This is a genomic window from Devosia sp. (genome assembly GCF_040509215.1).
Classification (GTDB): domain Bacteria; phylum Pseudomonadota; class Alphaproteobacteria; order Rhizobiales; family Devosiaceae; genus Devosia.
In genome coordinates this window covers 1-13,200 of sequence record NZ_JBEVLL010000076.1, presented here as the reverse complement: position 1 = coordinate 13,200, position 13,200 = coordinate 1, and the positions used below count along the sequence as shown (strand labels likewise).

The 13,200-nt window shown below is 62.8% G+C and carries 12 protein-coding genes; 8 read left to right on the top strand and 4 right to left on the bottom strand.

Translation table 11 applies throughout. From position 1 onward, the window contains the following. Positions 1–204 precede the first annotated feature (204 nt). Genes ABW043_RS04270 through ABW043_RS04260 form a run of 3 tightly spaced genes read right to left on the bottom strand, consistent with a single transcriptional unit; the run spans position 205 to position 2,961 of the window. Complete coding sequence (locus ABW043_RS04270) at positions 205–798, bottom strand: GNAT family N-acetyltransferase (RefSeq protein WP_353919995.1); 594 nt, start codon at positions 796–798, stop codon at positions 205–207. After that, positions 798–1,757: a sugar phosphate isomerase/epimerase family protein gene (locus ABW043_RS04265; protein WP_353919994.1), complete on the bottom strand. Its 960-nt coding sequence runs from the start codon at positions 1,755–1,757 to the stop codon at positions 798–800. The genes ABW043_RS04270 and ABW043_RS04265 overlap by 1 nt, the downstream gene beginning before the upstream one ends. Before the next feature lie 10 nt (positions 1,758–1,767). Continuing rightward, on the bottom strand, positions 1,768–2,961 hold the full coding sequence (locus ABW043_RS04260) for a M24 family metallopeptidase (protein WP_353919993.1): 1,194 nt from the start codon (positions 2,959–2,961) through the stop codon (positions 1,768–1,770). Between the two features lie 92 nt (positions 2,962–3,053). On the opposite strand from ABW043_RS04260, the gene ABW043_RS04255 reads away from it, so the two are divergent. From ABW043_RS04255 to ABW043_RS04225, 7 genes are read left to right on the top strand one after another with little or no spacing between them, the layout of a single operon-like run. Beyond that, on the top strand, positions 3,054–4,244 hold the full coding sequence (locus ABW043_RS04255; RefSeq protein ID WP_353919992.1) for an ROK family transcriptional regulator: 1,191 nt from the start codon (positions 3,054–3,056) through the stop codon (positions 4,242–4,244). A 47-nt stretch (positions 4,245–4,291) separates the two neighbouring features. Continuing rightward, on the top strand, positions 4,292–5,995 hold the full coding sequence (locus ABW043_RS04250; RefSeq protein WP_353919991.1) for an ABC transporter substrate-binding protein: 1,704 nt from the start codon (positions 4,292–4,294) through the stop codon (positions 5,993–5,995). 56 nt (positions 5,996–6,051) lie between these two features. Beyond that, entirely contained in the window at positions 6,052–7,038 is a 987-nt protein-coding gene (locus ABW043_RS04245) for an ABC transporter permease (protein ID WP_353919990.1), read from the top strand. A 3-nt stretch (positions 7,039–7,041) separates the two neighbouring features. After that, complete coding sequence (locus ABW043_RS04240; RefSeq protein ID WP_353919989.1) at positions 7,042–7,965, top strand: ABC transporter permease; 924 nt, start codon at positions 7,042–7,044, stop codon at positions 7,963–7,965. After that, positions 7,958–9,583, top strand: a complete 1,626-nt coding sequence (locus ABW043_RS04235) for a dipeptide ABC transporter ATP-binding protein (RefSeq protein ID WP_353919988.1) — start codon at positions 7,958–7,960, stop codon at positions 9,581–9,583. Before ABW043_RS04240 ends, ABW043_RS04235 begins: the two co-directional genes overlap by 8 nt. Further along, positions 9,580–10,659, top strand: a complete 1,080-nt coding sequence (locus ABW043_RS04230) for a sugar phosphate isomerase/epimerase family protein (protein WP_353919987.1) — start codon at positions 9,580–9,582, stop codon at positions 10,657–10,659. The genes ABW043_RS04235 and ABW043_RS04230 overlap by 4 nt, the downstream gene beginning before the upstream one ends. Before the next feature lie 8 nt (positions 10,660–10,667). Continuing rightward, a complete protein-coding gene (locus ABW043_RS04225; RefSeq protein WP_353919986.1) occupies positions 10,668–11,453 on the top strand; it encodes a PIG-L deacetylase family protein in 786 nt (261 codons plus the stop codon). Between the two features lie 145 nt (positions 11,454–11,598). On the opposite strand, the gene ABW043_RS04220 is transcribed toward ABW043_RS04225, so the two are convergent. Continuing rightward, positions 11,599–12,489: a LysR family transcriptional regulator gene (locus ABW043_RS04220; protein ID WP_353919985.1), complete on the bottom strand. Its 891-nt coding sequence runs from the start codon at positions 12,487–12,489 to the stop codon at positions 11,599–11,601. Between the two features lie 103 nt (positions 12,490–12,592). Here ABW043_RS04220 and ABW043_RS04215 point away from each other — a divergent pair. Continuing rightward, a partial coding sequence (locus ABW043_RS04215; protein WP_353919984.1) for an aldo/keto reductase occupies positions 12,593–13,200 on the top strand: 608 nt, incomplete at its 3' end.

Sequence of the window (13,200 nt, the reverse complement as noted above, 5' to 3'; positions counted from 1 at the left end):
CTTGCAGGTCGTTGCTGTTGAAAGCGACGAAGGGCTTGGGCCCTGCAGAGCAGAGCGTTATCAGTGTTTCGCCAAGAAGAATGAAGGCGACCCGGGAAATGACAGCTCCGCGGATCGCCGGAAACCTGCCTTCACTTCAGACTCCACCGTGGGGCAGATCTGTGCCGATAGCGGTGGCAGAGCTTTTGGTAGTAGCGGGTCGTCTTACAGCTGCTTGCCCATCCAGATGGCCTCATCGCGGCCGATCTCTTTGAGACCGATGTGCTTGTAAAAGCCGTAGGCGCGATCATTGGTCAGGCTAAGGCCGAGATGCATCGCCTTGGCCCCTGCCTTTTTCAGCGAGTCGAGTTCGGTCTCTATCATCCTGCGGCCCCAGCCGCCTGATTGGGCTGGCGGCAAGAGGTTGATGTGCAGATGCGCGGGATAGCGATCGGAGAGTGAGGCGTTGCCGTGCTTTGGCTGGCGAATGCGGTCGAGGACGTTCTTGTCCTGCTTGGCTGTCGCCTCCCGTCCCGTATATTTCTTCGCAAGCATCGGCCACCAATCGGCATCGAGCCGTTGTTCGAATGCCCTTGTGTCCGCTGTTCCAACGACATAGCCGATGACGGCGCCGTCATTCTCCAGAACAAAGGCGTGCTCGGGGGCGAAGTCGAGATAGGGCACCGACCACACGAGCCCCGGATAATCCGGGTCCGAATAAAGGGCCGAAGCATCGGCTCCGCCATCCGCCGTAAGAAGACAGATCGAAAAGAGTGCCGCCCTGTCTTCCGGGCGTGCCTGGCGTATCTGTGGCGCCATCAAAAATCCTTGTCCATTGAGTGTTCGGGGCGCGCGCTCGCTGCCCCGCAAATGCGTATCGCTTCCGCAAGACGATCCCCGGTTTTCAACCCGTCTGCAACCTCAGGTTCGCGCTTGCCAACCGCTTTACCAACAAGCCCCGCATATTCGCAGAGGTCGATATAGGGCTGGGATTTGAGCCAGTCGGTGTCAAAGACCGGCATGGCGAATTGCCCATTGTGCAGTTCCACAAGGCGCTTGGCCTCGGGCACGATCGCGAAGATCTTCGCCCAATCGAGAATTCCCTCGCCGGCCGGTACCAGATGGCGGCGGATGGAACTTGGCTGCTCCGGCTTCAATATCGCATCGTCGACGTGCACCTGGGCAATATGGGGCGCGAGACGCCTTGCTGCCTCGATGGGATCTTCAATGCGCACCAGCGTGTTCACCGGGTCGTAGGACACTCCGAGCCTGTCCGCGCCGACGCGCTCGACAAGAGCCAGGCATTCGTAGGACGTGATTTCTTCATGCGTTTTGACAAGCACCCGCATGCCGAGATCGGCAAGGTTCGGGCGAAGTCCGACAAGCAGAATACCAACGGCATCAAGCTGCGCCGTCCAGTTGCCAGCCCTGTCATCCAGCGTTCCAATGGTGAAGAACATGTCGGCCATGCCGAGGACGGCCCCAGTCTCGAGCAGTCTTGCGACGCCTCGCGCGAGATCACCCTGGCCGAGGTCAAGCTCCCGCGCATGGCGGTCGAGCCGGAGCGGATTTAGCCAGTCAAGACTGGCGCCAATGGCGATGCCGAGGCGGTCGGCCTCGGCCTTGAGCTCGCGCAAGGTGCCCTTGTCCAGCGTCGGGCTCAGTTCGAAAAGGCTGTAGAACGTGACCTCCGAAGCCCCTAGAGCCGCGGCTTTCCCTAAAACCTCGAATGGCTCGTTGCCGGCGTCCGGGATGCTGCCGCGCATCAATGCGTACATGGAAAATCCTTCAGGTGATCGGAAAGACGCCGCGCGGAAACCGGGTGAGCCATTCGGCCCCGGTTTCGGTGACCAAAGCCACGTCCCCGGCGCAGACATGACCAAGGTTCGGCAGCGAAAAATTGGGGTGGATTTCAAACACCATGCCCGGCTGGAAAACCGGACCAGCGGCGTCGCGGCTACGGTCGCGCTGCGGCGAAAGGGCGGCGGCGAGGCCGGGCTCGGAATAGTCGAGCCCAAGGCCATGACAGGACTGGAAGCGGAAAGGGTCGGTCTCACGCGAGTATGGACAGATGGCGTCGATCCGGCTTTCGATCAGATCGCCTAATTCATGCACCGGCCGTCCGGGCCGCATCAGCGCCAAGGCATCGTCCTGGATCGCCTCGATCCGGGCGACTGCGTCCTTCAGCGCCGGGCTCGCGGGCCCGATGCTGCCGATACGCAGCCCCTGAGCAAAATAGCCCTCATAGGAGACCATGGTGCCCAGCTGCACCCGATCGCCGGGTTCCAGCGCCTCGGGTAGCTCGAACATTTCGAAGTAGGTCGCCGGCGGGCTCGGACCAGTGGAAAGCCAGAGCCGCGAGACATCGGCACCATGTAAGCGCCCCTCATGCTCGACCTCGGCCATCAGGCGCGCCGGCGTCGCTCCGGGCTCCGCCGCATAGGCAAAGGCGCGTTTGATCATGGCATCTGAAATGGCGCTGGCGCGGCGATGTAGTTCGACCTCGATCGGCGCGCGCATCAACCGGAGCGCCTGCAATTGGGTATCCACGGTCGTGGTCCGAGGCAAGGCTGCCAAGAGTTGTGCAACAAAGCGCGGCGGCAATTCATCGGCCCCGGCGGTGCCGACTCGTTGGCGCCCTCCGAGCAATTCCAAGGCGGTCGCCATGATCCCGTCCGGCCCCGCGCCACGAACGTCAAAGCTCGTGCCGACACGCGTCGAAAAGAGCCGAACCTCATTTTTTCCGGGCGCGATGACGGTCGCTTGGTCTGCCGTCAATACCAGCAATGATGGTGCCCACATCGGGCTGAACCCGGCAAACCAGCCGAGATTTCCGCTTGTTCTCGTCCCGGCAGCGAGACCCCTGGGCGCCGAAAAAGCGAGGATCGCCTCCAGCCCAAGCTGCTTCATCAAGGCGCGCCCTTGTTCAATTCTCTGCGCATAATAGGCGCCATCGAAAGGGGAGGGGGCTCTGTTTTTCATCGGTTGCGTCGACCCTGTGACAGTCTCTTGACAAGCGGTTTCAGATGAGACCTTAATCACTGTAAGGAAAGTTACCAGACGGTCAAGTGGTGATGGAAATTCTATCCGGCAGTCCCAGGCTGCTCCGCAATCTCAACGAAAAGGCGGTGCTTCAGCGCCTCCTCAATGAGGGCGCCCTGACACGCATGGAGCTCGAGGCCTTCACCGGTCTTTCCAAGCCCGCGATGTCCGACCTACTGCGTCGGCTCGAAGCGGTGAACCTCATTCGCCGCGATGGCGAGAAGGCCGGCACATACGGCCCCAAGGCCGGTCTTTGGGGTCTCGACCCGGCAGCCTCCTTCGTCGCCGGCATTGATGTCGGTACGCATGGAATAGACGCAGCGATTGCCGACATTGCCGGCAATATTATCGGCACCTTCAGGCATGAGGGGCAGCCGGGCGAGCGCTACGATGCTCACGAGCGGCTCACCGCAGTGCTTCAGGCGGTGACCCGAGAAGCTGGCATCGACATCAAGCAGATCGACCAACTCGTCGTCGGTCTTCCCGGCATCGTCGATATGACCGCGGGCAACCTGCGCAAGGGGCAGCAGATCCCCAATTGGGAAGGCTACCATATCCCCGATGCGCTGCAGGAAGTGCTCGGTCATCGCCATGTGCTGATCGAGAACGACGTCAATCTCGTCGCCATCGAAGAAATGACCTTTGGTGCGGCCGCCTCCATCCAGTCCTTCATCCTCCTCTGGGTCGGCGATGGTGTCGGCGCCGGCGCCGTCATCGGCGGGCGGCTCATCCACGGCTCGACGGGTACAGCCGGCGAATTGGGCGGGGCCATGGTGCCGGATCGTTTCGCCTCGCCGGGCGAAGAAGTCCGGATGGCGCTCGTTGAAGACCTGCTCAACGTGTCTGCCATCGACGCGCTCGTCGCCAAATATGGCCTTGTCGGCGACGACAGCATCGACGCTATCGCCAAGGCGGCTCGCGGTGGGGGGCAGGATGCGTTCTTTGGCGAGCTCGGTTATCGCGTTGCTGCAGCGCTCACCGGCGCCATCGGCATTCTCGATCCCGAAATGGTGGTGCTGGGCGGCGACGTTGGCCGCGCCGGCGGCAGGCCGCTCTGCGACAGCGTCAGGAGCGTGTTGAAGCGCCTGCCCATCGTCATTCCACAAATTGTTCCCACCGCCGTGAGCAGCAATGCCGTGCGGGCGGGCGCCGTAGAACTCGCGCTCGGGCATGCCCGGGAGCGCGTGTTCACGGGAGGCAGCGCTGCACGCGGCCTCCCGTGAGGAGATTGGACCACCCTTTGATGAAGCAGCCTTCCCCGGAGATGTTTATGCACAGACATACAAGTTCGAAGAAGACCCCATGGACATTGTCCAGAGGTTTGCGCGCTCTGGCCCTTGCGGGTCTTGCCGGAACTGCAGCGTTAACCGCCCCGCTTCCGGCCTTTGCCGAAGTCCCTCTCGACCAGCTTGTCCGCATCGTGGCCGAGGGCGGCAACAGCTTTACCCGTACATTCAATCCGTTCTCGCCGACCGCCCGCTGGGTCAGCACGCGCACGATGTATGAACCGACCATGATCCAGAACTACGCGACGGGTCAGCTCGATCCGTGGCTGGCCACGGGCTACGAATGGTCCGCCGATGCGCTGACCCTGACGCTCACCCTGCGTGACGATGTAAAATGGTCCGATGGCGAGGCTTTCACGGCTGACGACGTCGCCTTCACCTTCAACCTGATGAAGGACAATCCGGGCCTGATCGGCCCCGCTGCCGGTGCCTTCGGCCAGTATCTCAGCGCCGTCGAAGCCGTTGATGACACGACGGTGAAATTCACCTTCTCGACCACCTACACGCCGGGCCTCTACGCCATCGTCGACCAGTTCATCGTGCCCGAGCACGTCTGGAAGGACATCGCCGACCCCGTCACCTTTGAGAATTCCGAACCGGTCGGCACCGGTCCCTTCACCACCATCGATGCATTCGGCACCGACCGCTACCAGGTGACGCAGAACCCGAACTACTGGCAGCCGCTCAATATCGAAGGCGTCTTCGTCCAGGGTTTTAACGGCAATGACCAGGTCAGCGCCGCGGTGCTTTCCGGCAATATCGATTGGGGTGGGCTGGTGCCCGACCCGGACACCACCTTCGTGGCGCTCGATCCCGAACATTTCGGCTATTGGTGGCCACGCACATCCGTCGTGATGCTGCTTGCCAATACCACCGAGGGTGCTCTCGGCGACACCACCGTGCGTAAAGCCATGAGCCTGGCGCTCGATCGCCAGCGCATGATCAATACCGGCGTCTGGGGCAAGTCGGTGCCCGGCAATGCCACCGGCCTGCCCGAAGGTCCTTTCAAGGACTGGATCGATCCGGCCGTCGTCGAAGCCGGCTCTTCCTGGGTCAATATTGATCCCGATGCCGCCAACAAGCTGCTCGACGATGCCGGTTACACCCGCGGTGGCGATGGCATCCGCGTCGACAAGGACGGCCAGCCCATGGCCTATGACATCATCGTTCCCTCAGGCTGGAACGATTGGGTCTCGGCCAGCCAGATCGTCGCGGAAAACCTTGCCGACATCGGCATGGATGTAACCCTGCGCACGACCACGGCCGATAGCTGGACCAATTCCACCTTTACCGGCCAGTTCGATCTCTCGCTCGGCACCGCCCAGCGCACCGCGACGCCGTTCGAATTCTATCGCAACAACATGGCGACCTCATCGGTCCAGCCGGTGGGCACTGCCTCGCCTAATAACCAGCAGCGCTACGGCGATCCGGCAGTGGACGAGCTTCTCGCCAAGTTCGCCGCCTCGACCGATGCCACCGAGCAGAAGGCAATCATCGCCCAGCTCGAAGGCATGTTCAACGAAGCCGCGCCCGCCATCCCGCTCTACGAGCAGCCGGATTGGGGCCTCTACAACACCAACCGGTTCACCGGCTTCCCCAATGCCGAGAACGCTTACGCGCCCCTGAGCCTGCAGATGACCAATGGTCCGCTGCTGGTCTGGCCCAAGCTCGAACGTCGCGCTGAATAGCTCCCAATCGGCGCCGGGGCTCCCGCTCGCGGGAGCCCCACTTTGGAGGCCCAGTTATGCTCTACATTGCAAAGCGGCTGATGTTCTACGTGCTGGCAGCCTTCGTCGCCATCACCGTGAACTTCTTCCTGCCACGCCTGACGCCCGGCGATCCGGCTTCGACCATCGTCGCCACCTATTCAACGACCTTGAACGAAGAATCCCTTGCCGCGCTCCGCCAGGCCTATGGCCTCACCGACGATCCGCTGTTCCAGCAATATCTCACCTATCTGGGCAATATCCTGCGCGGCGATTTCGGCCGTTCGCTCTCCAATTTCCCGGCTCAGGTCAGCGACATCATCGCGGCCGGCATCGGATGGTCCGTGCTGCTGGGCCTCACCTCGGTGCTCCTGAGCTTTGTCATCGGCTCAGCGCTCGGCGCCCTCGCGGCTTGGCGCCGCGGCGGCATCTTTGACCGGTTTGCGCCGCCCATCCTGCTCTTTCTCGGCTCGTTTCCGTACTTTTTCCTCGCGCTACTGCTCTTCTATTTCTTCTGCTTCAAGCTGAAGTGGTTCCCGATGGGCAATGCCTATTCGAGCGTCAACCCGCCGCCCTTCACCCTCTCGGGCGTCAGCGATGTGCTCTACCACCTGATCGCACCGGCCTTCACTGTGGTGCTGGTCTCGCTCGGGCCATGGACGCTCAACATGCGCAACGCCATGATCGGCGTCCTCAGCGAAGACTATCTCACCCTCGCCGAAGCCAAGGGGCTAAAGCCGCACCGCGTGCTGTTCTCCCATGCCGTCCGCACCGCACTTCTGCCCAATATCACGGCGCTCGGTGCAGCCATCGGCGGCGTCTTCTCCGGCCAATTGCTCACCGAGATTGTCTTCACCTATCCCGGTCTCGGCTATTCGCTCATGCGCGCCGTCAGCGCCGTCGATTATCCGCTGATGCAGGCGCTCTTCCTCATCATCACGCTTTCGGTGCTCGCGGCGAATTTCTTCGTCGACACGCTCTACGTGCTGCTCGACCCGCGTGTCCGCGCCGGACAGGGAGCCTGAGCCATGTCCTTCTACGAAACCTTTGGCAAAATCCGGCGTCAGGCCCTTGGCTCTATTCCGGTTCTCGTCGGCGTCGTCATCCTCGTCATCCTCGTGGGCAGCACGGCGCTCGCCCGCTGGATCGCGCCCTATCATCCCACCCGGGCCACCGGCGGCATCAACGAATTCCCCTCCTGGGCCCATCCCTTCGGCACGACCGGGCAGGGGCAGGATGTGTTGAGCCAGTTCCTCTATGGCGGCCAGAACACGCTCTGGATCGCCTTCACCATCGCGGTCCTGACGACGCTGCTCGCCCTCATCGTGGCGCTCACCTCGGCCTATTTCCGCGGCTGGGTCGATGACGTTCTGACCCTCGTCACCAATGTCTTCCTCGTCATTCCCTCGCTGCCCCTGATCGTCGTTCTCGCCGCCTTCCTGACGCCGGGCCCGGCAACCATGATCATGGTGCTCACTATCACCGGCTGGGCTTTTGGCGCGCGCCTCTTCCGCTCGCAGGCATTGAGCCTGCGCGAACGGGAATTCATCGCTGCCGCCGAAGATGTGGGCGAACGCCGCTGGCGCATCGTCGCCATTGAACTCCTCCCCAATATGGGTTCGGTCGTTGCCGCCTATTTCGTCAATCAGGTGATCTTTGCCATCACCGCCCAGGCCTCGCTTGAGTTCTTGGGCCTTGGCGATGGCGGCCAGGTCACCTGGGGCTCCATGCTCTTCTGGGCGCAAAATACCTCCGCCCTGATCCGCGGCGCCTGGTGGACCTTCGTGGTCCCCGGCATGGCGATTGCGCTCACCGCTTTCTCCCTCGCCCTCATCAACAATGCCGTCGACGAATTGGGCAACCCGCGTCTCCGCGCCGATCGCCTCTTGCGAAAGGCCGGCTTCAGCAAACCGAGCGCCTCGCTCATGACCCCGGTGAAGCGCGATGCCTGATCTCGTTCCCGCTCTCGAAATCACCAATCTCTCCGTTGGCTATGCCACCGAAGACGGCATCCGCACGGCCGTGGACAAGGTTTCCTTCAGCATCGCGCCGGGTGAATTCATGGGCCTTGCCGGAGAATCGGGCTGCGGCAAGTCCACCATCGCCCAGTCCATCCTGCGCCTCTTGCGTGCCCCCGGCGTCATCACCGGTGGAGAAATCCGCGTCGCAGGCCACGACATGCTGACCTCAGACAGCCAGCGAGTGCGCGAACTGCGCTGGCACACGGCCTCCATCGTCCTGCAAAATGCCCTGACCTCCCTCAATCCGGTCAAGCGCGTCAGTGCTCAGCTCAAGGAAGTGCTTGAGCGGGGCGGCGGCACAAAGACGCCCACCGAGCTGCTGCAAATGGTTGATATCGACCCCAGCCGGCTCAGTGCATTTCCACATGAACTTTCCGGTGGCCAGCGGCAACGCGTGGTCATCGCCATGGCGCTCGCCCTCTCGCCGCAACTCGTCATCCTCGACGAGCCGACCACGGCCCTCGACGTGATCGTGCAGCAGGAAATCTTCGTTACCGTGAAGGCGCTGCAAAAGCGAATGGGCTTCGCGGTTCTGCTCATCACCCACGATCTGCCGCTCCTCTTCGATGTGGCCGATCGCATTGCGGTGATGAAAGATGGAAAGATCGTCGAGACGGCGAGCACCGCAACCTTCCGCAAGCATCAGGAGCACCCCTATTCCAAGGCGCTGCTCTCAGCGACGCCCAAGGTCGATTTCACGACATCGGAGCCCATCGCCGAGCGCAAACTCGTTCAGCCGGTGCTCGAAACGCACCATCTCGTCAAAAGCTATGGCCGTAATCCCTTCACCGGCAGCGCCGTCCTGCGAGCCGTCGATGACATGTCGTTCCGCCTCGCCCCGCGCGAAATCGTTGCCCTGGTCGGCGCGTCGGGCAGCGGCAAATCCACCTTCGGTCGTATCGTCACCGGCCTCATCCGCCCGACCTCGGGCGATATCCTTGTCGATGGCCACACCCCTGTACCCGTCTCGCGCCGTCGCCCCGGCACGCCACGTGCCGCGCAGATGGTGTTCCAGGATGTCTATGGCTCGCTCAATCCCCTCCACACCATTGGCCACCACCTCCGCCGCGCCGTAATCTCGGCGCCGGGCACAGACAAGCGCGATGTGGAGGCCCGCGTTGCCGCGCTTCTCACCGAAGTCGGGCTCACCCCGACCGAAAGCTATCTCGACCGCCGTCCGCACGAACTGTCGGGCGGTCAGCGCCAGCGTGTCGGTCTCGCCCGCGCGCTCGCCGCCTCGCCAAAACTGCTGGTGGCCGACGAGCCGGTTTCCATGCTCGACGTCTCGATCCGGCGCGACATCCTCAACCTCATCGCGCGGCTGCGCGACGAACAGGGCGTCGCGGTGCTCTACATTACCCATGACGTGGTCAGCGCCGGCTATATCGCCGACCGTATCGCCGTGATGCATCGCGGCAAGCTGGTCGAAGAAGGGCCAGCCAAGGCCGTCCTCAAGAACCCCCAACACGACTATACGCGCCGCCTTATCGCCGCTGTTCCCGGCGGGCTGGGGCTGCCGAATGACCAACCCGAAGTGGCCCTCCCATGACGACAGTCATCCCCGAAATTCGCGTCGGCATAGATGGCCGAAAGTTTCCGCGCGCCGCCGACCTCGGACCCATCGCGCTCCTTGAGCGTTGCGCCGCGCTCGGCCATGCCGGCGTCTTCTTTCGCACGGTGCTGGACGTCTCCCCGACGCTCGATGCTGGCTTCCTCGCCGCCGTAAAACAGCGCGCCGATGAACTCGGCCTCTACCTCGAAATGGGTCTGGGGAAGATCAACCCCTACAACACACCGGAAGCTCCCGAAGTCCGCGACATCGGCCAGGGCGACTATGTGCTCGGCATGACCCGTATGATCGAGGCGACCACGGCCATTGGCTGCACCGCGCTCTGGGGCGATACGGCCAATTACCAGCGTCATAGCTGGGGTCTCCACGCCATCGACCGCTATCGCACCGATGTCGATTGGCCCGACCAGCTCGAAGCCACGCGAAAGTTCCTACTCAAACTCAAGCCGGTCCTGAAAGACCGCGGCGCCGTCATCGCCGTCGAAACCCATGAAGAGATCACCACTTCCGAAATCGTCCGCCTGATCGAGCAGGTCGGCGATGACACCTTGGGCGTCACCCTCGATCTCGCCAATGTCGTGGTGCGCGGCGAAGATCCCGTGGCCGCCACCCGCCGCCTCGCCCCCTTCGTGCGCAAAACCCATATGCGCGACATCGTGCTTTTCGCGCGACCGCATGGCCTCGAGCGCCAGACCCGCGCCTGCGGCGATGGCGTCATCGATTGGGTAAAGGTACTCGGCGCCATCTTCGAAGCGGGTAGCCGGCCCAATTTCACCATTGAGAACGTCTGGGGCTCGGACAAGAACCAGATCCCGCTTTTCGACCCCGACTGGCAGGCCCGCCAGCCGGATGCCGTGCTCGGGGAAATCCTCGAGCTGATCCGCCTCTCCCGCGTCTTCGAGGACGGCGTCCGCGCCGGCACGATGATCGCGCCGGACGACTACTTCTCTCCCAACCCTTCACTCGACGAACTCGAGGGTTTCGTGTCGCGCAGCGGCGCCACCCTCAAGGCGGCGGCCGATGTGCTGCGCGCCGCCTCTACTGCAAAGGAGTAATACCGACCATGTCTTATCCGCTCAAAGTGCTCGTCATCGAAGCTCATCCCGACGAAGCGGAAATGTATACCGGCGGTACCATGCGGCGCCTTGCCGATCGTGGCGTGGCCGTCAAATTCATGTCGCTGACCAACGGCGATGCCGGTCACTATCAGATGGACCGCGATCCGCTAAAACGCCGCCGCGCTCGCGAAGCCTATGCTGCCGCGCGTCACCTCGGTGTGCTCGACTATGAAATCCTCGATATCCACGATGGCGAACTGATGCCGGACCTAGCTTTGCGCACGGCGGTCATCTCCTCCATCCGCCGCTGGCAGGCCGATGTGGTCATCACCTTCCACGACGATTGCCCGGGGCACCTCGACAACCGCAATGCCGGCAAGGTCGTGCGCGAAGCCTCCGGCTTCTGCACCAATGGCAATATCTGCCCCGAAGTGCCGCCGCTGGCCGAAGCCCCGATCTGCCTGAAAATGATCGACTACGGCGCTCTCGACGTCCACAAGCACGACGTGGTCTTCGACGTCGCCTCGTCCATCGACGCCAAGCTCAAAGCCTGCGCAGCCCACGCCACCCAGTTCTACGAATTCGCTCCCTTCGAACGCGGCTTCCTCAACGAAGCCCCAAAGATCGGTGACTGGGCCGCCGAGCGCGCCTTCATCCTCAAATACTGGCCCGAATTCATGTACGCCCTGCCAGGCATGAGCGGCGGCCACGAATTCGCTGAAAGTTTCCAGCTCGCCGACTATGGCCGCACTGTCACTGCCGATGAGGTGAAAAAGCTCTTCGCGCTGTGACATCAGCCGATCTCCAGGTGTGCAGTGTTCGCGCGGTAGCAGCCAGATAATCGATGCGACCGGGCTGTCCCTCGCCCGGTCGCTGCCGCTCTCCGCCCAGCTCTACAACACGGAACGACATGCCCGGGGCGCAAAACAGACGGTGTCAGCGCAGCTTGTCGACCAGGAAATCCACAAAGACGCGAACGCGGGCCGGGATGTTGGCTCCGCCGACAAAAACGGCGTGGATATGCTCGACATCGCCCGGATTGTAGTCCTCAAGGACCGGGACCAGCCGTCCGGTCTCTATCTCGTTGACGACGCTGAAGCGGCCCACCCGAGCGATCCCAACCCCTTGAGCAGCGAGTTCACCAAGGGTCTCGCCGCTGTTCGCCTCGATCGTGCCCTTCACCGACAGTTCGAAATCTTCTCGGTTGCGGCGGAACGGCCAGATCGGCTCGGCCCTGCGGAAATTGAAGTTGAGGCAGTTGTGACGGTGGAGATCTTCGGGCACGCGCGGAGTACCGGCGCGCGCCAGGTAGTCCGGCGAGGCAACGATCACGCGGCCGGTCTCGCCCAGCTTGCGCGCCATGAGCCCGCTGTCGGCGAGCGGACCGAAGCGGATCGCTACATCTGCTTCGCCACCCGCCACGTCGACCAGCGTGTCCGACAAAGCGATGTCGACCAGGATATGCGGATAAAGCCGCACGAATTCGCCGAGCAGCGGCACGACGCATAGCCGGCCGTGTGATTGCGCCGCATTGACTCGAAACCGCCCGCGTGGCGCCCCCTGGTCGGCGATCTGCTGCTCGGCGTCGTTCAGGTCGGCGAGGATGCGTCGCGCAGCCTGGAGATAGCTGCGACCTTCCGCTGTCAGGGTGAGCGTGCGGGTCGAGCGCAGCAGCAGCCGCACACCGAGCCGTGTTTCGATCCGGTCGATCGTGCGGCTGACTGCAGAGGGGGTGAGGCCGAACTGGCGGCCAGCCGCGGAGAAGCTGCCGAGATCGACCACCGCCGTGAATATCTCCAGCGCGCGTGCGCGATCTACTCCGTCCATCGCTTTTGCTTGCAAGGCAAAAATCCTTCGCTCCATTGCACGCTATTCCAGCGTGGTTCTTGCGTCCATTTATGCATCTGCATCGTAACCGAAAGGGTGAACCATGGAATACAGGCAATTGGGCGCGTCGGGTCTGCGGGTGCCCGCGCTTAGCTTTGGCACTGGCACCTTCGGCGGCAAGGGGCCGCTGTTCAGCGCCTGGGGACAAAGCGACGCTGCCGAGGCTCGGCGGCTGATCGACATTTGCCTCGAAGCAGGCGTCACCTTGTTCGACACCGCCGATGTCTATTCGAACGGTGCGTCCGAGGAGGTACTGGGTGAGGCCATCAAGGGCCGGCGCGATGCGGTGCTGATTTCGACCAAGACCGGTCTGCCGATGGGCGATGGCCCGCAGGACTGGGGCGCGTCACGCACGCGGCTGATCCGTGTGGTCGAGGACGCGCTGCGACGGCTGGGCACCGATTATATCGACCTGCTCCAGCTTCACGCTTTCGATGCTTTCACCCCGGTCGAGGAGTTGATGGGCACGCTCGATATGCTGATCGCGGCAGGCAAGCTGCGCTATGCCGGCGTTTCCAACTATCCCGGCTGGCAACTCATGAAAGCGCAGGCGGTCGCAGATCGGCAGGGCTTGTCGCGCCTTGTCGCGCATCAGGTCTATTACTCGCTGATCGGCCGGGCCTATGAAGCGGAGCTGATGCCGCTCGCCGT